Raw genomic sequence first — 22,180 nt, 5'->3', positions numbered from 1 at the left:
AAACGATCTGCTTCCGTCACCGGGTTCTGCAGCAAGTCGCTCGGCCATCTTCCGGCCAAGAATCCGTCTTCCGTCGTCACTTGGTCGCAAACTCGTCGAGCGTCGCGTGAATGCCTGGCCGGACGTCCGAGACGAGCGTGCCGTCGATGTCGAGCCCGAGCACCGAAACGGCAGCCGTTCCAACCCGCTCGGTGAGGTCGCCTGGCGCGTACACGCCGAGCCGCCACTGGTCGCGCTGGGTAGTGTTGAGCGCCTCGACCAAGGTCGACTGGCGGCCCAGCGGCCGGATCTCGCTGCTCACCACGACCCGCGAGGAGGACTCGGTCATGCTCGGGCGCGCGGGCACGTCGAGGATCACGTCGCCGGCATCGACCCCGGCGCTGTCGGCGATCTCTGCCTCCCACCCGCGGACGGTCGCGTGATCTGCGTCCACGATCTCGTCGGGCGTATCGCGGAGTTCGGCCCAGACTGCGCGTTTGTAGAGATCCCGTCGACCGAGTCGTGCGGCGTCCGTCGCGGTCCGGTCGTGGCTCCGGAGTGCCACGAGGAGGTCGTGGTCGTCCATCCGGCGGAGATCCTCGGCGTCGATCGCCTCGTCGCCGCGTTCGTTTTCCCCATCGCTGTCGCCGTCGAGCAGCCGCTCGGCCGCGCGCCGGAGCATCGCCTTGCCGATCCGCGCGACGGGGTGGCTGTACACTGTCGGGTTCATCAGCGCCCGCGCGAGCAGCAGCGATTCGGCGGTCTGGACGTTGCCCTCCGCCAGCGCGAGTTCGCCGTCGACGAACCGGAGCTCCCGGACGAGCCGGCCGTGGTCTACAGTCCCATAGGGAACGCCGGTGTGGTGGGCGTCTCGCACCAGGTAGTCCATCCGGTCGACATCGAGTTCTCCAGAAACGAGCTGGCCGAGCCGGCCCTCGCCCGCCACGAGGCCCGCGATCCGGTCGGGATCAAGGTCGTGGGTCGCGAGGATCGTGGCGACCTCCCCGGTCGCGAGGAGCTCGTCGACGTCGTCGTGGAACTTCCCGGTACGGCGGTGAACGAGGGCTTCGAGGTTGTGGCTGTAGGGACCGTGGCCGACGTCGTGGAGCAGCGCGGCCGCCCGGACGCGTTCGGCCTGGCGACCCTCGATGCCGAGATGGGAGAGGGCACGGTCGGCGAGGTGGTAGACGCCGAGGCTGTGTTCGAAGCGAGTGTGGTTGGCGGAGGGGTAGACGAGATCGACAGTACCAAGCTGGCGGACGTGGCGGAGGCGCTGGACGGCGGAGGTGTCGAGGAGGTCCCGCGCGACGCCCGCGACCTCGATGTGGTCGTGGACACTGTCCTTGATCGTCTTCATCGGCGGAGGCTTCGGCGCGTTCGGTGAAAAGGTTACGTGCCCAACCCGTCGCTGTCGTGCCGGTCGCGGTGCGCTCGCTCAGTCGATGTTTTCGATTGCCTCGTCGATATCGAACGACTCGGTGGTTTCGGTGCCGTCCTCGCCGCGTTCGACGGCCTCCTGCTCCTCGTCGATCTCGACTTCCGGGCCTTCCTCGTCGGTGAACTCCGTGTGGACGCCCCAGGGCATCTCACTGCCACCCCGCTGGCACGGACGTCGGTTCTCGCCCCGTCGTGAATCGTTGCGGGAGTTTCTGGTTCATGATCTGGTCACTGGGACGTTACGGTAATCGACGTAGCGATTTATACCCATCGAGACCCCTGACGCTGAGACTGTCGCTGCTCGTGGAAGCTATCGCGGTGGTTCGTTCGCTATCGTCGTCTGGCGTTTATTCGGACACCTCCGCCCCTCGCACAGCCTTATGTCCGGGCCACACTGTACGGGAGTATGTCCGACGTGGCTGCCCCGGATCTCGACGGTCGCACGGCGTTCATCACCGGGACGACACGGGGAATCGGCAAGGCGATCGCCCTCTCTCTCGCCGATCGTGGTTGCAACGTCGTCTCGACAGGCAAGACCGTCGACGACACGGATTCAGATCTCGACGGGACGATCCACGAAACCGCCGACGAGTGCGAGGCGCGCGGCGTCGCTTCCCACGCCATCCAGCTCGATCTCCGCGACGCCGAGGCGGTCGCCGCGGCCGCCACGGAAGCGATCGACGTCTTCGGCGAGATCGACATCGTCATCAACAACGCCAGCGCGATCGAGATCGCGAACATCGAGTCGATGCCCGCGAACCGCTTCGACCTCATGACGGCGGTCAACGTCCGCGGGACGTATCTCACGTCCCGCGCGTTCGTCCCGCACCTGCGCGAGATCGGCGGTGGACGCATCCTGACGAACGCGCCGCCGGTGGCGATGGATCGCGGGCCGGGGAAGGCCGCCTACGCATGGTCGAAAATGGGGATGACGTTCGTCACGCTCTCGCTCGCGGGCGAACTCGAAGCCGACGGGATCGCGGCCAACGCGTTCTGGCCGGTGACCGCGATCGACACCCGCGCGACGCGGTACTTCGGCATGGGCACCGAGGACGACTGGCGCTCGCCCGCCATCGTCGCGGACACGGTGCTCGAACTCCTCGATCGCGACACCGAATACACCGGCAACGCGGTCTACGACGAGGAGATCCTCCGCGAGGCCGGCGTCGACGATTTCGCCGAGTACAACCTCACCGAGGGCGATCCGGCACCGTTGTCCGCGCAGATGTTCGATTCCGACTACGAACGACCCGTGTAGCGAATCGCTCCCCGAATCTTCGAACGCTCGTCTCGGCAGTCCGCACGACGGGACGAGCACAAGCGTTTACTCCGCCCACGGCTCACGCCGAGCTATGGTGACGTTTCTCTCCGGGGGCACGGGAACACCGAAGCTGCTCCCCGGAGCCGAGTCGGTCTTCGATCCTGCCGACACCACAGTTGTCTGCAACACCGGCGACGATGTCGAGATCGCGGGCCATCTCGTCTGTCCGGATCTCGACACCGTGCTGTTCGAGCGCGGCGGCGTCCTCGACCGCGAACGGTGGTGGGGGATCGAGGGCGACACAACCGAAACCCACGACGAACTCCGCGCGCTCTCCGAGGAATCAGGGTTCGACACCGGCCCGCGCTACCTGCCCGACGAGCGCCAGACCGACGGACGCGATCTCGCGCGCTGGCGACGCTTCTCGGGCGTGGGGGAGTTCATGACGATCGGCGACCGCGATCGGGCCGTCCATCTCCTCCGAACGAGCCTGCTTGACGAGGGCCACACGCTCACCGAAACCACCCGATTGCTCGCCGACGCATTCTCACTCGACGTCTCACTACTCCCGATGAGCGACGATCCGGTGGCGACGATGATCCACACTCCCGAGGGGCCGATGCACTTTCAAGAGTTCTGGGTCGCCCACGGTGGCGAGCCGGCGGTCGAGGATGTCGAGTTTCGCGGGGCGGACGGAGGGGAACACGGCAGCCGGAACGGCGATGCAGCCCCGACGGCCGCGGTACGCGACGCGCTCGCCGAACCGGTAGTGATCGGCCCCTCGAACCCAGTGACGAGTCTCGGGCCGTTGCTCGCGCTCGACGGCGTACCCGAAGCGCTCGCAGAAACCACCGTGGTCGCGGTCTCGCCGTTCGTCGGCGAAGAGCTCTTCTCGGGACCGGCCGCGAAGCTGATGGCGGCGGTCGGCGTCGAGCCGAGTACCGCCGGCGTCGCCGAGTCCTACCCGTTCGCCGACGCGTTCGTGATCGACGACGCCGATCCCACGGCTCTCGGCCGGCCAACCGTGACGACCGACATCACGATCGACGATTCGAAGGACTCGACGCGCGTCGCGCACGCGGTCGAGGAAGCCCTCGAACTCGGTCGGGGGGCGCCCTGATGTTCGAGCCCCGACTCGCGCTGGCGAGCCTGAGCGGCGAGTCCGACGCCGCGTGGGCACGGGCGGTCGAAGAACACGTCGGCGCGGCTTTTCTCGGCGGGATCGCGCTCGACGAACCTTCTCGGCGGGCGGCGCGTCAGCTCGTCGCCCGCGACCGCACCGAGTTCCTGCCTGACGACCCGGTCGCGTTTGTCGACGCTCAACTCGCTTCCCTCGACGACGCACCGCTCCGTTCGGGGATCAACGTCCGGAGCGCGTCGCGCGCGCCCATCCACGAGGTCGCGGAAGTCTGCGCCGACCACGACGCCCTCGTCGAGATCAACGCCCACTGCCGTCAGGACGAGCTGTGCGCGGTCGGCTGTGGCGAGACCCTGCTCCGGGACGCCCACCGACTGTGCGAGTACGTCGAGACCGCCGTAGAGGCGGGCGCGACGGTGAGCGTGAAAGTCCGGACCGAGGTGCCAGGCGTCTCGCTCCCCGACACGGCGCGATGGGTCGAGGGGGCGGGAGCCGATGTCGTCCACGTCGACGCGATGGATTCAGAGCCGGTGATCGCCGACGTCGCGAGCGCGACCGATGCGTTCGTGATCGCCAACAACGGCGTCCGCGATGCCGCGACAGCCCACGAATACCTCGATCACGGGGCTGACGCCGTGAGCGTGGGGCGGCCGAGCGACCGACCGGCGGTGCTGGAGCGCGTGCGGAGCGCGACCGACGAGTGGTTCGTGGAGCCGGAGAACGGGATTGAACGAGTCGAGTCGGGTGCGAGCGGATGAGGACGTCGGCCGCAAACGCCCAGCTCGCGCTCCTGCTCGAAGTCACCGCGACGCCCAAGCCGGGCAACGTCGACCGCGCGCGCGAGTACCCCGACCTCCGGTTCGAGCACTTCATGGCCGGCGCGGTCGGCGCGAGCCAGGGACTCCGGATGGCCGCAGCGGGCGATCCTGTCGGAGAATCGTTCGAACGCGCTGTCGAGGGGATGGCCGATCAGCGCGGTGGTAACACCCAGTTCGGCGCGTTGCTGTTACTCACGCCGCTGATTCGGACGGCGAGCGGTGGAAGCGGGTCGCCGTCCGACAACGAGGAACTGACGCCGGAGCGCGCCGCGCGCGTTACGGAAGCCACGACGGTCGCCGACGCCGCCGGGTTCTACCGGGCGTTCGAGCACGTCGATGTCGCGGTCGACGACCCGCCGGCGGACATGGAAGCCCTCGACGTCCGGCGGGGAGCCGACGCCGTGCCGGCGGTCGAGGAGCGGAAACTAACGCTGCATGATATATTCGAACGGAGCGCCGACCGCGACGGCGTCGCCCGCGAGTGGGTGTCGGGGTTCCCACGGACGTTCGCCGCGGCCGATCGCATCGCCGCGCTCGACGGCCCGGTTCCGGAGCGCGCGGCGCGGGTCTTCCTCGAACTGCTCGCGGACGAACCCGATACGTTCGTCGTCACGAAGCACGGCGAATCCACCGCACAGGAGGTCTCGGCGGCCGCCCAGACGGCGCTCGACGGCGACCTCGACCCCGAAACTCTCGCCGACGATCTCGTCGAGCGCGGCGTGAACCCGGGAACGACCGCCGATCTCGTCGCCGCCGGGCTGTTCGTCGCGCTCGAACGCGGGCTCGACGTATGACCGAGTCGAACGAATCCGCGACCGAGAACGAGGCCGAGTGGCCCGTCGCGCTCCGGGGCGTGACCGAGTCCGTGGTGGCGACGCTCGGTCCCAACGGACTGTGGAACTTCGCGGCGCTCGGGCTCCACGCCGGCGATCCCGTGACCGCGCGCACGTGGGGCGCAACGCGGACCCGGCGCAACTTCCGCGAGGAGGGCGAAGGCGTCGTCCAGTTCCTCGCAGATCCGGTGGTGTTCGCCGAAAGCGCGCTCTCGATTCTCGAACGCTCTTCGTCCATCCATCCCGCGGCCGACGCGTGGGTCAGGGTCGCAGTCGAGCGGGTCGACGGGGGCGAATCAGGGGGAACGTCGTGGGCGGAGTGGGAGATCACCCCTACCGAGTCGCGCGTCGAAACCAAGCGTGTGCCGACCACTAACCGGGGCTACGGGGCGGTGATCGAAGCCACGGTCGCGGCCTCGCGCCTCGACGTCGATGCCTACGACACCGACGAACTCCGCGACCGTCTCGACTACTTTTCGGCAGTGGTCGACACCTGTGGCGGCGAGCGCGAGCGCGAGGCGATGCGGAGGGTTCGTGAGTATACTGATGAGCTTTGAGCCAGATAACCATTCGAATGAAGATTACTGGACATCTCGAAGGAGTTTTTCGTAGACGTTTTTTCTGGCAGGGGCGGTCATAAACATCGCCTGGTCGTATGTTCTTAGATAACGACAGCGTGTCATAGAACGGTTGGCACAGTATTCGGATCTCGTCCGAGAGGCCTGCTCCCGCTGGTTCTGAATAACGACACTATTCGGTTCCGTATCAGATACTGTTTCTCAGCCTGCTATTGAGCTGTGTGACGAATTCTATGACACGCTCAACGATGCAATTCTGTAAGATACTGCTGATGATTCTGATCTGATATTGGGTTGTCTACGCTTTGTGAAATGAGATATTGACGAAATGCTGTTGCATACATTCTGGCTATCTCATCTTGATTCACCGCAAGAGATAAATATGTTTCAAGAAAACCACTAGTTACGTATGATTTAAATGAGGTTGGGATTTGCTGGCACATCAATATAGATTTGTGGCTCATCACCAGTGCCCATATGGCTGCTTTTATGATATCATTTTCATATTCAGTATTTGGTTTCGATATTGCAGTTCGCACCTCCGTGTTGGGGTCTATGACTAACTCTATAATATGTTCGAGCATATTCATGATCTCGTTAAGTAAATATGAATAATCATTTGGAAATTCTGCGCTCGGATTGGACTGTGGACCTAATTCGTAGTTACGACAGATGTCTTCTGAAAATGTTCCTATATAATGGAAGAAGAGATGGTGGTTTAATCCCTGCTCCAGGGCGGCCGCAGCCATGATGTTGTATACGCGGACTCCTACGTATATACGATCTCGGAAGATTACACCAGGATTGCCTAGCTGAAATGCACCATCTCTGTTGACGTATGGATCATCACTACTCTTGTTGAGATCGTCTAACTGCGTCCGTACCTCCCTCCTAATCGGATTCCATATGGCCAAATCCTTCGCAATCTCACAGTTTGAGAAAAGCGAATTAAGTAGGCGGTTTGCCGTAGGGAGTTGATATGGACCATACTCGCCATTTCGGTTATTTTCTATTTCATGGTATAATAAACTAGATTTGTCGTCAAAAAGCCCATTTAGATATTTCGTAGTGAACTCACGTCTATCAAAGGGTGCTTTTGTATCTTCGATAATTTTAAAGGCTAGTGATGGATCAAGTTGACTGTAATATGGTACTATTCTTTCATCTGTTAACACGCCTTCTGTAACTGATTTCGATTCTGGATACTGTTGGCTATTTACGTTTTTTATTAGGTTTCTATAATTACCCGATATTACTGAAACGAGTGTGTCAAAGTCGCGCTTTGAGAACAATTGTCGGAGAACCGCAGCAGTTTCCCCGTCGTCTTTTATATCTGATTGGTTTTTTACCAACTTCCAGATGCCGTATCCGGAAACGGAGGCAGCGATGAAAATCTGTCCTGCTTCGATCCAAAATGTGGCAGGGATACAGATATTACCACAAAAGTATCTAAAATCAGGATTCGCTGATTCTATGTATACGCCAGTAAGGTATATTAACAATACTATAATCGATGAGATTGTGGCTACTAACCAGAAACACGTTGAAAATGCAAATCTAATTCGGAGTTTTTTATGATCAGGGAGAATCGAATACACTCCGACAAATGCTGCGACAATAGTAAATATATAAAGCTCAGCCATAATGACATATTTTCGTCGGGCTATGTAGCTACGAAACGATTAGAAACAAGGATTAATAAAAACACTCGTTTTTACAATCTGAGAAGCGCCATTCTCTGTAGAGCCAGAACGCGCCGTTTATACGCCACGCGAAGAAGACGAAGACATGGCGATCAAACCGGCCTACATCAAGAAAACCGGCACACAGCTACTCGAACGGTATCCCGAGGCGTTCTCGACCGACTTCGAGCACAACAAGGAGAGCGTGACCGCGCTCACCAACGTCACCTCGAAGAACGTCCGCAACCGCATCGCGGGCTACGTCACCCGCAAGCAACAGAGCAACGCCGCGGCCTGAGTCGGGACTGAAACCCGGAACGCCCACCCGACACCGACCGCGATACCGATCCCCACCCGACGCCGATACCGACGACACCGACGCGTTCTTACACGGTCGAACGGCGGTGTTTGTGCCGACCAGAACGGTTTTCACCCGCGCTTTCCCTACCCTCGGCAATGTCTTCCACACGCGTCGGCGTTCTCGGAGCCACCGGGGCCGTCGGACAGCGGCTGATCCAGCTCCTCGATCCCCACCCCGAGTTCGAGATCGCGACCCTGACCGCGAGCGACGACAGCGCCGGCAAGTCCTACCGCGAGGCGGCGAAGTGGCGGATCGAGACACCGATCCCCGACGCCGTCGCAGATCTCGTCGTAGAAAAGACCGATCCCGACGCCGTCCCCGACGACGTCGATCTCCTCTTCTCGTCGTTGCCCTCGTCGGTCGGCGAACGAGTCGAACCAGGCTTCTGCGAGGCGGGCTACGTCGTCTCGTCGAACTCCTCGAACGCACGGATGGACAGTGATGTTCCGCTGACGATCCCGGAGGTCAACCACGACCATCTCGATCTCCTCGAGGTCCAGCGCGACGAGCGCGGCTGGGATGGGGCGCTCGTGAAGAACCCCAACTGCTCGACGATCACGATGGTCCCGACGCTCGCGGCGCTCGACGAGTTCGGCCTCTCGACTGTCCACGTCGCCACGATGCAGGCAGTCTCGGGCGCGGGCTACGCCGGCGTGAGTTCGATGGAGATCCTCGACAACGTACTCCCGCATATCGGCGGCGAGGAGGAGAAAATGGAGACCGAGACCCGCAAACTCCTCGGTTCGTTCGACGGTGCGGCGATCGACGACCACGATGTCGACGTCGCGGCCTCGTGCAATCGGGTGCCGACGCTTGACGGTCACCTCGAAAACGCGTGGGCCGAAACCAGCGAAACCATCACCGCCGACGACGCAATGGCCGCGATGCGCGAGGCCCCCTCGCTCTCCCTCCACAGCTCGCCCGATCAGCTCATCGAGGTCTTCGAGGACCCCAACCGTCCGCAGCCCCGCCTCGATCGGATGGTGGGCGGAGGGATGAGCGTCGCGGCGGGCGGCGTCCGCGAGACCAGCGATGGAGTGCAGTACAACTGTCTCGCGCACAACACCCTCCGTGGGGCGGCCGGCGCGAGCGTTCTCAACGGCGAGCTTCTCGTTGAAGACGGCTGGATCTGAGCCGGCGACGACGGTCGGAACCGTTTTCAGACCACCTGATTCTTCAGCCCCTCGTACTCACCCGTGTCCTCGACTCGCCGGATGTTCTCGGTCACGATGTCCGCGAGTCGCTCGTAGTATTCGGGTGTGTGACCCGCGTTGTGTGGCGTGATGAGCACGTTCTCGAACCCCCACAGCGGATGGTCTTCCGGGAGGGGTTCGGGGTCGGTGACGTCGAGCCCTGCGCCGCCGATGGCGTTCGAACGCAGCGCCGACACGAGGGCGTCGGTGTCAATCACGGGTCCGCGCGCGACGTTCACCACGAACGCGTCGGGCGAGAGAGTGTCGAACTCCGCCGCACCGATCATCCCCTCGGTTTCGTCCGTCAGTGGGACCGCGAGGACGAGATAATCGGCGCGGGCGAGCGCGTCGTGGAGGTCGTCGGTGCCGAGGACCTCGTCGGTCGGCCCGCCCTTCTCTGGAGAGTGACGAACGCCGATGGTGTCGACATCGAACCCAGCGAGGCGCTCGACGACGCCGCCGCCGAGCGCGCCCAGGCCGACGATCGTGACCGTCGAGCCGGCGAGCTCGCGGGTCGGGTAGGCCCGCCACTCACGGCGTTGCTGGCGACGCCATCCCTCGTGGTGACGACGACAGAAGGTGAGGAGGAAGCCGAGGACGTGCTCGGCGATGTTCGTGCGGTGGACCCCGGAAGCGGTGGTTACGCTCACACCGTGCTCTTCGAACGCCGCCATCGGGAGATGGCCGTAGCCGGCGTACAGGCACGCAAACAGCCGGAGATTCGTGGCGTGATCGAGCATGGACGGGTCCACGGTCGAGCCGGTGACGACCGTCGCGCGGGCGAGCAGATCACGCTCTTCGTCGGGCGTCGCGGCGCGTCGAACGTCGTACCCCGGCAGGCGCTCGCGGAGCGCCGCCGCGTACTCCGCCATCGGCATCCCGTGGACGCCCCGCCGGAGCACGGCGATGTCGGGGTTCGAATCAGCCACGATACCCGCCTCGTTGTCGATCGTCTCGGCACATGTGGTCCCATTCGACGGCACCTCGTATAAGTCCACTCGGGCTGGCGAGCACCGTCCCGACGCCTTCGTCGCGGGCGAAAAACGGGCAGACCTTTATTCCCCGCGGTGTCCCGGTTTTTATGGAGCGGATCGACGTGGCGGTGGTCGGCGGAGGCCCGGCGGGGACGGCGGCGGCGTGGACGGCCGCGAGGCAGGGTGCCGACGCGGTCGTCTTCGAGAAGGGCGTCCCGCGGGCCGACCGCGAGGGTCCAGGCCCCGACTCGACCGACGCCGCCGGCATGTTGGACTACTGGGTCGACCTGATGGATCTCCCCGAAGCGATCCCCGACGAGGTGATCCTGCGTGACCTCGACGGCGCGACCTTTGCGGGACCGAACGAACGTATGACGATCCGCGACACCGGAGTGGATGCGTCGTACCCCGAGTTCGGGTTCACCTTCCATCGCGCGCGCTTCGACGACTGGCTCCGCGGACGGGCCGAGAGCGCCGGTGCAGGCTACCGGGTCGGCACCGCGATCAAGGACGTCGCGATCGACCCGCGGGACGGCCATACGCTCACCCTGCGCGACGGCCACGAGATCGAAGCCGAGTATCTGATCCTCGCCGACGGACCACAGCGGACGATCACGCGCGGCGTTCTCTCCGAGTTCGTCGCTGAGCAACGCCTCGAAGACCTCGCCTCGAACCGCGCGAACCACATCGCCTACCAGGAGTATCGGGAGTTCCCATCCGAACTGTTCGACGACAACCACATCAAATTCTGGTGGGGGGCGATGCCTGGCCACACCGCGTACCCGTGGGTGTTCCCGAACGACGGCACGGTGGCCCGTGTGGGGCTGACGATGCCGATCGGACTCGATCTCGACGACGTAAAAAACCGAGAGGCGTACCGACTCCTCCGACCCGACGACACGACCGTCCCCTCCGGCAAGGAGTACGTCCAACGACTCCTCGAAACCGAGTATCCCGACTACGACCTCGAAGACTTCCCGCTGGTCGAGGATCGCGGCAAGCGCGGCGGCGTCGAGTCCTACCCCATCTCCTCGACTCGACCGATCGACTCGCCCGTGGGCGCGAACGTCGCGATCGTCGGCGGCGCGATGGGCGCGACCTCGGCGTTCCACGAGGGCGGCGATCACGTCGCGGTTCGGACTGGGAAGATCGCGGGCGCGCTCGCGGGAGCGGGCGCACTCGGGGCGTACAACCGCGAGTGGAAGCGCGCGATCGGCGAGGAGGTCCGCCGGAACGTCGCGATGGCCGACGTCGTCCGCGGGTTCGAGCCCGACGACTGGGATCGGACGTTTCGGTCGATCGGTCGGATGCTCAAGGACGGTCGGTACAGCACGTACAGGACGCCACTGCTTGGCTCCGGCGGTTTCTCGGTGTTCACGCGCTACCAGCGCGCGAAGCTCGGCTACCGGAACGGTGGGTACGTCCAGCTCACCGAATCGGAGTACGCGATCTGAATCGAGCGCAGACGCCGACCGTGTCGTGTGGCGACAGACTGTTGTTTTTCCCGCTCGAATCGGCTGTATGAGCAGCGAGACGTTCGTCTCGGAGAGCCGGGTGTCGGGCAACCAGGCCTCGATTCCGGCCCCGATCCGCCGCGAGCTCGGCATCGACGACGGTGATCTCGTGCGTTGGATCCACGAGGAGGACACCGTTCGCATCGAGGTCGTTCGCGAGACCGAGGGAACGTTCGCCGATTTCGAGGGCTACGAGGGCGAACCGACGAACGCTCCCGCCGAACGTGATGGCTGGGGCATCGAGTGACGCGCGCCTGTTCGATTCGTCGGTGCTGTTCGGTGCGGTCAACGCACGCGATGCGAACCACGATGTCGCGCTTCGTCTGGTGAAAGGCGTCGACGGCGGAACGCTCCCGGACGCCGTCGTCATCGAAAGCGTACTCGCGGAGACACTCAACGGGATCCACGGCCGTGTCTCCCACGAGGCGGCCGTCGATTTCCTCGACCGACTCGAAGTCAACGCTCGCTTTCACGTCGAACGCTCGAACGCCGAGATGATCGCCAGCGCGAAGGCGCTATTCCGCACGAGAGAACGGCTGTCGTTCGTCGACGTGCTGATCGTTGCTGCCGCACGAACGGCCGATATCGAGTACGTGTACTCGTTCGACGACGATTTCGACGGGATCGACGGCGTGACGCGACTCGACACGCCCGCGAACCCGTACGATCCCGAGGAGTAAGGTGTTAGTTCGTCCCGCCCGTAGCACTCGTGCGTGCCGTAGTCCCCGCCCGAGTACGTCCACGAGGACGCGATGACCGTGCGGCGAACCCCGGCGCGCAACACGGGTCGTGCTCTGCACGACCGAACGTGGAGTCGGCACGAGCCGACGACACGGGTTGCGCTACGCGCAACCGACTGCGAGGCCGGCACCGCCGGCCGAGGATGGTCACCCACGACCCGCCCGGCATAGGGTTTACCGGCCGAGACGGCGCACTGCCTGCAATGACGCCGGCTGTTAGTGTTCCGGGCGACACCTTCATTCCCACGAGCAGCGTAGCGTCGCCTGAATGGATCGCAGCCGGTTCGTGTCACTCTCCGCTCTCGCATTCGGATTGATCTTGGTGAGTTTCGTGATCCTCGGTTTCAGCCGGCTCGTCCTCCCCTTCCGGACCGCGCGCCTGCTCGCCGGCCCCGTCGGCCTCGTCGCGTTCGGCCTCGTGTGTTATCTCCTCGTGCGAGCGGTGCTTTCGGCGCTCGGCCTCGTCGAGATCGAGGAGTGAGACCCCAAACCGTTTTCGCGCCGGCCGCAAACGCCCGGTATGGACGCCAACGCCGTCGCGGAGCTCGCGCCCGACGAGCGCCGCGCGCTGTTCGATCGCGACGCCGGGATCGCGGCGATCGAGTCCGACGTGGCCGACATCGTCGATCGCGTGCGCGAGGAGGGCGACGTCGCGCTCCGAGAGTACGCCGAGGAGTTCGACGATACCACTGTGGGCTCGCTCGACGTGACCGATGCGGCCGAACGCGCGTACGACGAGATCGACGACGATCTCCGGGACGCGATCGAGACCGCCGCTGCCAACATCCGAGAGTTTCACGAGCGGCAGATCCCTGCGGACTGGCGCGAGTCGTTCGACGGGCGCGAACTCGGCCGGCGCTACCGTCCGATCGAGCGGGTCGGCGCGTACGTCCCAGGTGGGTCGGCGGCGTACCCCTCCAGCGCGCTGATGACCGTCGTTCCGGCGAAGGTCGCGGGCGTCGAACAGGTCGCGGTGGCGACGCCGCCCGCCGATGAAATCAACCCCGCGACGCTCGCGGCGCTCCACGTCGCGGGCGCGGACGCGATCTATCAGGCCGGCGGCGCGCAGGCGATCGCGGCGCTCGCGTACGGCACAGAGACCGTTCCCCGAGTCCAGAAAATCGTCGGCCCCGGCAATCGGTGGGTGACGGCCGCGAAAGCCGCCGTCAGGAACGACTGTGAGATCGACTTTCTCGCGGGCCCGAGCGAGATCTGTGTGCTCGCTGACGAGACCGCCGACCCACGGTTCGTCGCGAGCGACCTGCTCGCCCAGGCCGAACACGACCCGAACGCGTCGGTCGTCGTGGTCACCGACGACGAAGCGCTCGCGGGGCGGATCGTCGCCGAGGTCGAGGATCGTCTCGCGGGCCGCGAGCGCGAGGACACCATCCGTGAGGCGCTCGAAAACGACGCCAGCGGCGTGTTCCACGCGCGCTCGATGTCCGAGGCCGTGCTGTTCTGTGAGGAGTACGCCGCCGAGCATCTCTCGATCCAGGCCGCCGAGGACGAGGCGCTGCTCGATCGCATCCCGAGCGCGGGGAGTGCGTTTCTCGGCCCTCACTCACCGGTGGCGGCCGGCGATTACGCCGCCGGGCCGAACCACGTCCTCCCGACGGGCGGCCACGCGAAGGTCGCCGGCGGCCTCTCGGTCGACAGCTTCCTCCGCTCGACGACGGTTCAGCGGCTCGATTCGGATGCACTCGACGCGATCGGCGACACCGTGACGACGCTCGCTGCGGCGGAAGGGCTGGAGGCACACGCCGAGAGTGTCGCGCTCAGGCTCCGCGAGTCCGAGAACGCCGCCCGAGACCCCGATCAGCTTCGTGAATAGCTGACCACCACGAATCCGCAAGGCGTACGGTTAGATAGCTGCGCTTCGTACGTTCATACGTGTCGAACGAAGAACGAATACAGGTGGCTGTCAGTCCCGAAACCGCCGACAAACTCGCGGTTCTCGCCGAACAACACGATTTCGAGACGCGTGGCGACGCCGTCGGCTACGCGGTCAACCGCATCCTCATCGACGACGAGATCGACTACTGACCCGGGCAGCCATCGCGGCACGCCCCACACCGGCGCTTCGATTCGGTTCGATCGACGATCGGCTCTTTCTCCCGGTCTTCGATGGTGCGGTTGGCGCGCGGGAGTGCGCCGGAGGCGCGCGACCCGCGCGAGGGATGACTGAGCGAACGGAGTGAGCGAAGGAGCGAGTGGGTGTTTTCAGTCCACCGGAAGACGCGAAGCGTCTTCCGAGCTCTGTCTCGTGGTTCGAGAGAGCGGAGCGCCTCGGGCCGTTCGCGCGGCTCTGCCGCGCGAAGAAGCCGTCTCATAGCACAGTAAAAAGTGGTGGGTCAGCGGCCAGCGCTGACGTACGCCATCGGCGCGATCATCAGGAGTCCGATGCCGAGGTAGAGATAGGTGCCCGGTCCGTCGATGCTCGGGACCAGCATGAACAGGAGCCCAAAGGTCATGGTTTGGAGCGCGATGATCTTCAGCGACCGCTGGGTGAGCGCGGCGAGGGTCGCAAGCACGAAAACGAGCAGCAACACCTGGCCCAGATTGTACTGGAGCAGGAAGTTATCGATCACCTGCAGCGGGAGCGCGAACATCCTCAGCAAAACGTCGGCGGGTCGCCGGCTTCAAGCTTACGAGTCGGGGCGAGCGTTGGCGGGTCGCCGAGCGGCGCCGGAGATGGCTATCCGGCCGGCCCCGAAAGATCGAGCGGCCGAATCCAGCGATACCAGACCACGAGCGCCATCGTGAGGTAGCCGACGGCCCAAACGACCATGCCGGCCGTGTCGAACCCGGCGGTCGAAAGCGCGTAGTCAGCCACCCCGGGAACGACCACGCCGGCGGCGAGCACAGCCCCGAGCAGCACGCGTTCGTCGACCGTCATGGACGGAACGTCCTCGCTCGGCGGCATCGGTGATCGATCATGCGCTCGGCTACGGTCTCGACCGGCCTCAATGACTCGGTTCGGCGCATGTCGTTGTCGACACCCGGTCGAAACCCAGCCCAGTTCGACGCCGGCTTCCGTCCGACCGATACCCGTGGTCAATATATCCCAGTAGTGTGTCCACACAAAGCTTATTATCGCGTGGGACAGAGTAACAGACGGAGCGAGGCGAGCTCCACGGAACAGCAGGGTCCGTTGCGTGGCATCACCTGTAACCTATCCCTGCTGTCTTTTTCCGACGGACTGGCTGGCGAGCTGCGGCTCGCAAAGCAGGAAGTCGCTCGTCAACCACTACCAACTGTCGTTTCACGAGGCACTATATCGCATGCTTCGCCGTCAAAAAACCCATCCAAGCGGGTTTGAACCGGAGTCAGACGTTCCGACTCACTCCGTTCGTCGATTCGCGCACGAAAATGGGCCAACGCGGATTTGAACCGCGGACCTCCCGGTTATCAGCCGAGCGCTCAACCTAACTGAGCTATTGGCCCGGACATTCCGGAGTTGCGCCGTACTGCATGTAAGGGTTTCTCTTCGCGACGCGCCGAAACCTCAGCGAAACTACTCGTGGCCCGGTTCGGGATCGTCGCGCCCGCCATCGACGTCGTAGATGTCAGAATCGTCGGTGTCGGTCCCGCCGGGAAATCCACCGACGTAGACGCCACCGGAGGCCATGCCGCCGGTTTTGCGATCGATGTAGGGGACGACGAGCCAGCGTTTGATCGCCGAGCGGATCGGCCAGCGCGTCACCGGCACGGTGAGGAGGAGTCCCACGGCGTCGGTGACGAGCCCCGGCGTGAGCAAGAACGCGCCGGCGGCGATCAGGAGGCCGCCGTCGAGGAGCTCGTCGCCGGGAAGCTGGCCATGCTCAACCCGTTGTTGTATCTTCCGGGCCGTGTGGCGACCTTCGGCGCGCACGAGGAGCATCCCGATCAGCGCCGTGAGCACCACCAGCGCCACGGTCTGGATCGCGCCGATCCATCCCGCCACCGCGACGAGCAACACGGCGTCGAACAGGGGGATGAGGAGAAGCAGCCCGATGATCCGGAGCACCATACCCTGACTACCTGTTCCGCACGCAAAACCCTTTATCCTCCGACGGGTTCGGAGTCCGAAGCGCTTTGGCCGGTCCGCCGAAGGGAAGACATGGACGCTGGCGCAGTCGATACGCTGGTCGAGTGGCGCGAGTGGGGCGACGCGGCGTTCGCCGAGGCCCGCGAGCGCGACGCGCCGATTCTCTGCAACCTGCGCGCCCACTGGTGTCGGGAGTGCCGCGAGATGGACCGGACCGCGTACGCCTCGCCGACCGTGGCGGCCAATCTGAACGACGGGTTCGTTCCGGTTCGCGTCGACGTCGATCGACGGCCCCGGATTCGGGACCGCTACAACATGGGCGGGTTCCCCTCGACGGTGTTCCTCACTCCCGCTGGAGAGCTCATCACAGGGGCGACGTATCTCGGCACTGACGGGCTCCGTCAGGTGCTCGAACGCGTGCGGACGGCGTGGAACGAGAACGGCGAGGAATCGGGACGGATCCCGCGCGAACTCCGCGACGCCGACCCACCGGCGGGCGAGCTCACCTCGGCGATCGAGGCCCACATGGAACGCGAGATCGAAGCGGCGTTCGACGAGGAGTTCGGCGGGTGGGGCACGGGACCGAAGTTCCCGCTCGCACCCGCGATCGAGTTCGCGCTCGGCCGCGATCCCGACCGGGCGTTCCGGACGCTCGAAGCGATCCGGACCCACCTCCACGACACCTACGCCGGCGGCTTCTTTCGGTACGCGGTCGAACGCGACTGGGGCGAGCGCCAGACCGAGAAGACCCTCGACACCAACGCCGGGCTCTGCCGAGCGTTCGCCGCGGCGGCACGCTACGACGACGAGTACGCCGCACCCGCCGAGCGTACGGCGGAGTTCCTCACGACGACTCTCGCGAGCGGCGACGGGTTCGCGACGAGTCAGGCGGGCGACGAGGCGTACTACGGCCTCCCACCGAGCGACCGCGAGGCCGCAGACGCACCCCCAATCGACGACACCGTGCTCGCCGGGGCGAACGGGCTCGCGATCGACGCACTCCTCGAAACGCACGCCGTCACCGGCCACGAAGGCGCGCGTCACGGGGCCGAGCGCGCGCTCGAACACCTCCTCGATAGCCTCGTCGACGATGGTCGAGTGTGCCACTACCGCGACGGCGACACGGCCGGTCCCCACGGACTGCTCGCCGATCAGGCCCGCGTCCTCGGCGCACTCACGAGTGCCGTTCAGGTGCTCGACGACGACTGGCTCGCACCCGCAGAGCGGATCGCGGAGTACACGATCACGGAACGCCGTGAGGGTGATTCGTTTCTCGACGGGCCCGAAGACGGAGCGGGCCTGCTCTCGCGCCCGCTGCGGCCGCTCGGGACGAACGTCGCGATCGCGGACGCGCTGTACGAGCTGGGCGTGCTGACCGGTGAGGACCGCTACCAGCGGGTTGCGCGCGAGACGCTCGCGGCCTTCGCGGGCGCACACGATCGCCTCGGAATCGAGGTCGCGGGCTACGCGTCCACCGCAGCGCGGCTGCTCTCGGGAACGACGATAAAGGTCGCCGCAGCCGTCGACTCCCCACTCCACCGCGCCGCCCTCGACGTCCCGGACCACGAGGCAGTCGTGGTCCCCGACGCCGACGGCGAGTCGGACACCGCACGAGTCACCATCGACGGTGAATCGACGGTCGTCTCCACTCCATCGGCGCTTCGTGAGTACGTCGCCGGCGAGTGATTCGGTACTATCGAGTCAGGACGACGACTGCTCGTCGAGGATCGTTTCGCTTCCCGCCCACTCGTCGGCGAGGAGGCCGTAGTGCTCCGTGTCGCGGTGCTCGCCCTTTCGGAAAACGTGCTCGCGGTAGGTACCCTCGTGAGAGAAGCCGAGTCGATCGAGGAGTGCCTGGGAGTCCTCGTTGTAGTCGATAGTCCACGCGACGAGGTGGTTGAGCCCGAGCGTGTCGAAGGCGTGATCGATCACGAGCGCGACGGCTTCGGTCGCGTAGCCCTCGCCGTGGAACTCTGGTAGAAGCCAGTACGCGAGCGTAGCGTTTTCTCGGTGGACATCGAAGAGAGTCACTGTGCCGACCGGTTCCTCGTCTACACAGACGAAAAGCAGGGCGGTGTCGTCATTGTCCTCTACGGGCTCTTCGATGAACTCCTCGACCTGCCCCCGAGTCGACGGGGAGCGAAACAACAGCCCTTCGCGGAGGTCGGGGTCGTTGCGCGCCCGCTGGAGGAGGTCAATGTCTTCATCTTCGTTTTCGACGGTGCGGAGGGTCACGCGTTCGCCGCGGAGAAAGACTTTGCCGGGCATGGGCAAGGGGTCGCCGTCCCGACACAAATGACTGCTGGCTATCCAGCGCTCACGGCCGTCACGACCGCGAGAGCAGCGTTTTCAGGCTCTCTGGCGAGAACAGCGTCGTTGGCTTGTCCATATGAACGCCGATCTTCCCGGAAAGAGCAGAGAGACCGGCGTTCTGGAGAGATTTCGGGAGCGAGTACGCCCGACGAACCCAGTGCCCGAGCCGGATTTCACGCGCGAGGTCGTCGCGCCACGCCGTCTCGTAGTCGGCGAGCGACCCCGGACTTCGGGGATCGATCTCGCGGGCGGCGTGGTCGGCCGCGGTCATCCCATACACGATGCCGCCGCCGGTGAACGGTTTGGTCTGGGCGGCGGCGTCGCCGATCAGGAACGACCGATAGCCGGTGACGCGGTCGGGTGGCCCGATCGGGATCATCCCGGCACACGTCTCGCCGGTCTCGATTCCATAGTCCGCGGTGAACGTCTCGAAAAGTCCGGTGGCGTTCTCGCCGGGCGCGGCCGCGAGACCGTACTCGACCCCCGCCTCGGCTCGGGGAATGCGCCACGCGAAGAACTCGGGTACTGAAAGGTGGACATCGACGTGTGCGCCGGGATCGTTTTCGTCGGAGAACGCGAGCACGCCCTGGAGTTTCTCGCCGGGTTCGGGCAGGTCGAGTTCGCGTCGAACCCGCGACACCGGGCCGTCACAGCCCGCCACCATCCGCGCGTCGAAGGTTTGCTTGCCGTCGGGCGTTCTGGCGGTTACCGCGACACGATCGGCGTGCTCCTCGACGCCGATCACGCTGTGATGCTCTCTGAGATCGGCACCCGCCTCGCGGGCCGCCCGCGCGAGCGTCCGGTCGAGTTCGACCCGGTCGATGACATTTGAAATAGTTTCGTCCTTGTAGAACCGATGTGCGCGCTCGCCGGGGCCGCCGGCGTGAAAGCGTGCACCCGAGATCTCGTTCTGGAGGAGGTCCGCACGCGCGCCATCGGGTGTGAATTCCCAGACATCGGTGCTGACGTGGCCCGAACACGCGAGCGGCGTGCCGACTTCGCCGCGTTCGAGGACGAGGACGTCGTGGCCCGCCGCGGCGGCCTGACGGGAGAAGCGCGACCCGGCCGGCCCGGCACCCACGACGACGAAATCGTACATTGTGTGGAGGTATCCGGGGTTCGGCCAAGTATTTTCCTTCTCGTTCCGATCAGCATCTGCCGCTCACGCCGACCTCGAAGGAAGGTGGCCAGATCAGTCGGCGAGAATTTGCTTAGCAGCCAATGGCCCGTTCTAAGACATGATATTGAGTACGCTCTTGTGAAGGAGATCATTGGTAGAGTAGCTGTAGCGGAGAAAGCGTAGGGTGACGCTTCCACGTCACCCAGTAAGATGTTCCCATTTGCTACACTGAGTTCGGAAACGAGCGCTGCGGACCTGCTAGAGCAAGTCCGCTGGCGCGATGAACTCCAGTGCCCGTGCTGCCGATCCTCGTTGGTGGTCAAGTACGGCAGCTACAGAGCTTTTCAACGGTATCTCTGTAAGGATTGTAACCACACGTTCAACGACAAGACCGACGCGATCTTCGTGTGCACGAAGATCGCGCTCAACGAGTGACTTTTTGCGATCTACACGTTCGTCCGGTTCAACACCGGTATCCACCAACTTACCGCCGAACTCGATCTCTCGTATAAGACGCCTCACCGGCGTGTCGAGCGTTTCACCAAAGCGCTCGACACGCCGTCGAGCGAGCTGTACGGTCCCGTCGAGATCGACGAACTGTACGTTTCGGCCGGGCTGAAGGGCTGCGAACGCAACGGCCCGTCACGCCCGCGAGGCCTTCTCCACGCGCGGGCGTGGAACCGTCCTGCGTTCCTCTGGATCGGTTTGTACGAAGACAGGCGGACGACCCGCCGTGTGGGTTGGCTCCGTTCAGAGGTTTCCGTTGATGACGTCCGCAACGCGCTGGCGTTCGAACAGCCTGAGCGACTCCTTGTGTAGCGTCGCCATTCCATCCCACTCGCCGAAGGCATCGGGGTAGAACTGTCTCGCAGCCGCTTCCGTCTGGAAGAAGTTGACAACTGGTCCTTGGTAGGAGCTGCCACCGCGGTAGAGGCGGTCGTTTTGGACGGCGGACAGCTGGCTGCCGACCGGGTTCTCGCGCATCGTCTCCAACCGGGAATCGAACTCAGCCGCCGAAACGTGCGAGAAGCCGTACTGAAACACGATGGCGTCGGGATCGACTTCGAGCAGTTGCTCGTAGTCGAACTCGCCGTAGCCTCCCTCGATGTGATCGTCGAAGGCTCCGCGCATTCCGAGATCGCGGTACTGCTTGTGGTTGTTCCCCTCTTGGACGGGATAGACGTAGAACACGCCGTTCTCGAAATCGGAGTTGACAGACACGAGGCCGACAGTCGGTCGGTCCGTTGAGGGCGGCAGCGTCTCCTCGATGGTCGCCAGCATGTCGTTGTGGATGGATGCAAATGCCTCGTACCGCTCTCGCTCGTCGAAGGCGTCTGCGACGATCTCGAAGGCCTCGTACAACGAGTAGTACTGGTAGTCATGCCAGTCGTCGCCACGTCGCCGGATGTAGTTACCGAGGAACGGACCGACGCCAGTGGCGATTTCTTCGATATCGTCCTCACCCCAGTCATCAGCTAACACGCCGATCCAGTTGGGATCGAGCAGGTGGACATCAGCGTCCAGCTCGTAGAATATTTCCTTGTCAAACTCGCCGCCACCGGAGATCGGCGAGACATTCTCGAAGGAAACGTCGACATCTGGCAGCGCGTCGTAGAACACGGTCGTCATGCCACCGGGGTCCCACAACCCCCGTAGGCCGTCGGCCTTTCCCAGGGCGATTCCCATGTCGCCGTACGTACTGAGGTAGCTCACCCAGCTCTCGGGCGGCTCGTCGAACTCGACGGTTCCCATCGGTGCCATCGTCACCGAATACGAGTTCCCCGTACTGCCGGCCGTCGTGTTTCCACCTTCCGAGCTAGTCGAGCTGGTGGTTTCGTTCCCGGTGGTCCCATTTCTGCTGCTTGAGTTTGTCGTCCCGTTGGCTCCGCTGGAACCACTGCTCCCGGTACACCCCGCGAGCAGGCCGCCACCGACGACTGCTCCACCGTACTTCACGTACTCGCGCCGTGTCGATCCCTCATGCTCCGTGGACTCGGGGTTCATAGAAATTAGGCCAGCCTAAAGTAGTATAACTATTCCGATCTCCGATCGACTGGAGACATCGAAAGTGTGCTTGCTGTAACGAACCCGATAGCAAACAGTGCCGCGAGAACACTCGAATCAGAGGGTGTCCTGATCGAGACAACTGGGCAAGAACGATATCAAGAGTTCGATGCCGTCGAAGTGCTCGAGGTACTCAACAGATCACCCG

24 protein-coding genes, 1 tRNA gene and 1 pseudogene are annotated in these 22,180 nt (G+C 64.2%); 15 read left to right on the top strand and 11 right to left on the bottom strand.

Annotation, left to right across the window (positions count from 1 at the left end):
- Positions 1 to 76: 76 nt before the first annotated feature.
- Both PHA81_RS09920 and PHA81_RS09915 read right to left on the bottom strand, forming a co-directional pair.
- A complete protein-coding gene (locus PHA81_RS09920) occupies positions 77 to 1,336 on the bottom strand; it encodes an HD domain-containing protein (RefSeq protein WP_273836649.1) in 1,260 nt (419 codons plus the stop codon).
- Between the two features lie 78 nt (positions 1,337 to 1,414).
- Complete coding sequence (locus PHA81_RS09915) at positions 1,415 to 1,564, bottom strand: hypothetical protein (protein WP_161606967.1); 150 nt, start codon at positions 1,562 to 1,564, stop codon at positions 1,415 to 1,417.
- 258 nt (positions 1,565 to 1,822) lie between these two features.
- On the opposite strand from PHA81_RS09915, the gene PHA81_RS09910 reads away from it, so the two are divergent.
- From PHA81_RS09910 to PHA81_RS09890, 5 genes are all read left to right on the top strand, one after another.
- On the top strand, positions 1,823 to 2,674 hold the full coding sequence (locus PHA81_RS09910; RefSeq protein WP_273836648.1) for an SDR family oxidoreductase: 852 nt from the start codon (positions 1,823 to 1,825) through the stop codon (positions 2,672 to 2,674).
- A gap of 94 nt (positions 2,675 to 2,768) precedes the next feature.
- Positions 2,769 to 3,797, top strand: coding sequence for a 2-phospho-L-lactate transferase (cofD, locus tag PHA81_RS09905; RefSeq protein ID WP_273836647.1), 1,029 nt, complete (start codon positions 2,769 to 2,771; stop codon positions 3,795 to 3,797).
- A complete protein-coding gene (locus tag PHA81_RS09900; protein ID WP_273836646.1) occupies positions 3,797 to 4,573 on the top strand; it encodes a tRNA-dihydrouridine synthase in 777 nt (258 codons plus the stop codon). Before cofD ends, PHA81_RS09900 begins: the two co-directional genes overlap by 1 nt.
- Positions 4,570 to 5,427 carry a triphosphoribosyl-dephospho-CoA synthase gene (locus PHA81_RS09895; RefSeq protein WP_273836645.1) on the top strand — a complete coding sequence of 286 codons (858 nt, stop codon included), beginning with the start codon at positions 4,570 to 4,572 and terminating at the stop codon, positions 5,425 to 5,427. The genes PHA81_RS09900 and PHA81_RS09895 overlap by 4 nt, the downstream gene beginning before the upstream one ends.
- Positions 5,424 to 6,023, top strand: coding sequence for a DUF447 domain-containing protein (locus PHA81_RS09890; protein WP_273836644.1), 600 nt, complete (start codon positions 5,424 to 5,426; stop codon positions 6,021 to 6,023). The genes PHA81_RS09895 and PHA81_RS09890 overlap by 4 nt, the downstream gene beginning before the upstream one ends.
- A 263-nt stretch (positions 6,024 to 6,286) precedes the next feature.
- On the opposite strand, the gene PHA81_RS09885 is transcribed toward PHA81_RS09890, so the two are convergent.
- Complete coding sequence (locus tag PHA81_RS09885; protein ID WP_273836643.1) at positions 6,287 to 7,687, bottom strand: hypothetical protein; 1,401 nt, start codon at positions 7,685 to 7,687, stop codon at positions 6,287 to 6,289.
- Positions 7,688 to 7,832: 145 nt separating this feature from the next.
- Between PHA81_RS09885 and PHA81_RS09880 the strand changes: the two genes are divergently transcribed.
- Positions 7,833 to 8,024 carry a 30S ribosomal protein S17e gene (locus PHA81_RS09880; RefSeq protein ID WP_005044177.1) on the top strand — a complete coding sequence of 64 codons (192 nt, stop codon included), beginning with the start codon at positions 7,833 to 7,835 and terminating at the stop codon, positions 8,022 to 8,024.
- Between the two features lie 158 nt (positions 8,025 to 8,182).
- Positions 8,183 to 9,220 (top strand): aspartate-semialdehyde dehydrogenase, encoded by a 1,038-nt coding sequence (asd, locus tag PHA81_RS09875; RefSeq protein WP_273836642.1) that lies wholly within the window; start codon positions 8,183 to 8,185, stop codon positions 9,218 to 9,220.
- Between the two features lie 26 nt (positions 9,221 to 9,246).
- On the opposite strand, the gene PHA81_RS09870 is transcribed toward asd, so the two are convergent.
- On the bottom strand, positions 9,247 to 10,209 hold the full coding sequence (locus PHA81_RS09870) for a D-2-hydroxyacid dehydrogenase (RefSeq protein ID WP_273836641.1): 963 nt from the start codon (positions 10,207 to 10,209) through the stop codon (positions 9,247 to 9,249).
- A 152-nt stretch (positions 10,210 to 10,361) separates the two neighbouring features.
- Between PHA81_RS09870 and PHA81_RS09865 the strand changes: the two genes are divergently transcribed.
- The 6 genes from PHA81_RS09865 (at position 10,362) to PHA81_RS09840 (ending at position 14,551) form a co-directional block, all read left to right on the top strand.
- On the top strand, positions 10,362 to 11,708 hold the full coding sequence (locus PHA81_RS09865) for an NAD(P)/FAD-dependent oxidoreductase (RefSeq protein ID WP_273836640.1): 1,347 nt from the start codon (positions 10,362 to 10,364) through the stop codon (positions 11,706 to 11,708).
- Between the two features lie 67 nt (positions 11,709 to 11,775).
- The gene (locus PHA81_RS09860) at positions 11,776 to 12,015 is read left to right on the top strand and encodes an AbrB/MazE/SpoVT family DNA-binding domain-containing protein (RefSeq protein ID WP_273836639.1); all 240 of its coding nucleotides are present in this window, start codon (positions 11,776 to 11,778) and stop codon (positions 12,013 to 12,015) included.
- Complete coding sequence (locus tag PHA81_RS09855; protein WP_273836638.1) at positions 11,996 to 12,448, top strand: PIN domain-containing protein; 453 nt, start codon at positions 11,996 to 11,998, stop codon at positions 12,446 to 12,448. Before PHA81_RS09860 ends, PHA81_RS09855 begins: the two co-directional genes overlap by 20 nt.
- 328 nt (positions 12,449 to 12,776) lie before the next feature.
- Positions 12,777 to 12,989 (top strand): hypothetical protein, encoded by a 213-nt coding sequence (locus PHA81_RS09850; protein ID WP_273836637.1) that lies wholly within the window; start codon positions 12,777 to 12,779, stop codon positions 12,987 to 12,989.
- A gap of 39 nt (positions 12,990 to 13,028) precedes the next feature.
- Complete coding sequence (gene hisD, locus PHA81_RS09845; RefSeq protein WP_273836636.1) at positions 13,029 to 14,339, top strand: histidinol dehydrogenase; 1,311 nt, start codon at positions 13,029 to 13,031, stop codon at positions 14,337 to 14,339.
- An 83-nt stretch (positions 14,340 to 14,422) separates the two neighbouring features.
- Complete coding sequence (locus tag PHA81_RS09840) at positions 14,423 to 14,551, top strand: hypothetical protein (protein WP_273836635.1); 129 nt, start codon at positions 14,423 to 14,425, stop codon at positions 14,549 to 14,551.
- Positions 14,552 to 14,859: 308 nt separating this feature from the next.
- Here the strand turns inward: PHA81_RS09840 and PHA81_RS09835 are convergent, their stop codons facing one another.
- The 4 genes from PHA81_RS09835 to PHA81_RS09820 form a co-directional block, all read right to left on the bottom strand.
- The gene (locus PHA81_RS09835) at positions 14,860 to 15,117 is read right to left on the bottom strand and encodes a hypothetical protein (protein WP_005044193.1); all 258 of its coding nucleotides are present in this window, start codon (positions 15,115 to 15,117) and stop codon (positions 14,860 to 14,862) included.
- 86 nt (positions 15,118 to 15,203) lie between these two features.
- Entirely contained in the window at positions 15,204 to 15,404 is a 201-nt protein-coding gene (locus PHA81_RS09830; RefSeq protein WP_049910241.1) for a hypothetical protein, read from the bottom strand.
- A gap of 474 nt (positions 15,405 to 15,878) precedes the next feature.
- Positions 15,879 to 15,952: transfer RNA gene (locus PHA81_RS09825), tRNA-Ile, on the bottom strand.
- Positions 15,953 to 16,022: 70 nt separating this feature from the next.
- A complete protein-coding gene (locus PHA81_RS09820; protein ID WP_005044198.1) occupies positions 16,023 to 16,517 on the bottom strand; it encodes an FxsA family protein in 495 nt (164 codons plus the stop codon).
- Between the two features lie 90 nt (positions 16,518 to 16,607).
- Between PHA81_RS09820 and PHA81_RS09815 the strand changes: the two genes are divergently transcribed.
- The gene (locus PHA81_RS09815; protein ID WP_273836634.1) at positions 16,608 to 18,221 is read left to right on the top strand and encodes a DUF255 domain-containing protein; all 1,614 of its coding nucleotides are present in this window, start codon (positions 16,608 to 16,610) and stop codon (positions 18,219 to 18,221) included.
- A 15-nt stretch (positions 18,222 to 18,236) separates the two neighbouring features.
- On the opposite strand, the gene PHA81_RS09810 is transcribed toward PHA81_RS09815, so the two are convergent.
- Both PHA81_RS09810 and PHA81_RS09805 read right to left on the bottom strand, forming a co-directional pair.
- A complete protein-coding gene (locus tag PHA81_RS09810) occupies positions 18,237 to 18,803 on the bottom strand; it encodes a GNAT family protein (RefSeq protein WP_273836633.1) in 567 nt (188 codons plus the stop codon).
- A gap of 58 nt (positions 18,804 to 18,861) precedes the next feature.
- Entirely contained in the window at positions 18,862 to 19,947 is a 1,086-nt protein-coding gene (locus tag PHA81_RS09805; RefSeq protein WP_273836632.1) for a geranylgeranyl reductase family protein, read from the bottom strand.
- Positions 19,948 to 20,178: 231 nt separating this feature from the next.
- On the opposite strand from PHA81_RS09805, the pseudogene PHA81_RS09800 reads away from it, so the two are divergent.
- A pseudogene (locus PHA81_RS09800) lies at positions 20,179 to 20,650 on the top strand (transposase); the annotation flags it as partial.
- A gap of 68 nt (positions 20,651 to 20,718) precedes the next feature.
- Here the strand turns inward: PHA81_RS09800 and PHA81_RS09795 are convergent.
- A complete protein-coding gene (locus PHA81_RS09795; protein ID WP_273836631.1) occupies positions 20,719 to 21,972 on the bottom strand; it encodes an ABC transporter substrate-binding protein in 1,254 nt (417 codons plus the stop codon).
- Positions 21,973 to 22,180: the final 208 nt, after the last annotated feature.

This window comes from Halococcus sp. PRR34 (assembly GCF_028617175.1).
Taxonomy (GTDB): Archaea; Halobacteriota; Halobacteria; order Halobacteriales; family Halococcaceae; genus Halococcus; species Halococcus salifodinae.
The sequence above is the reverse complement of the archived record's forward strand: the minus strand, read 5'-3'. Positions and strand labels throughout refer to the sequence as shown.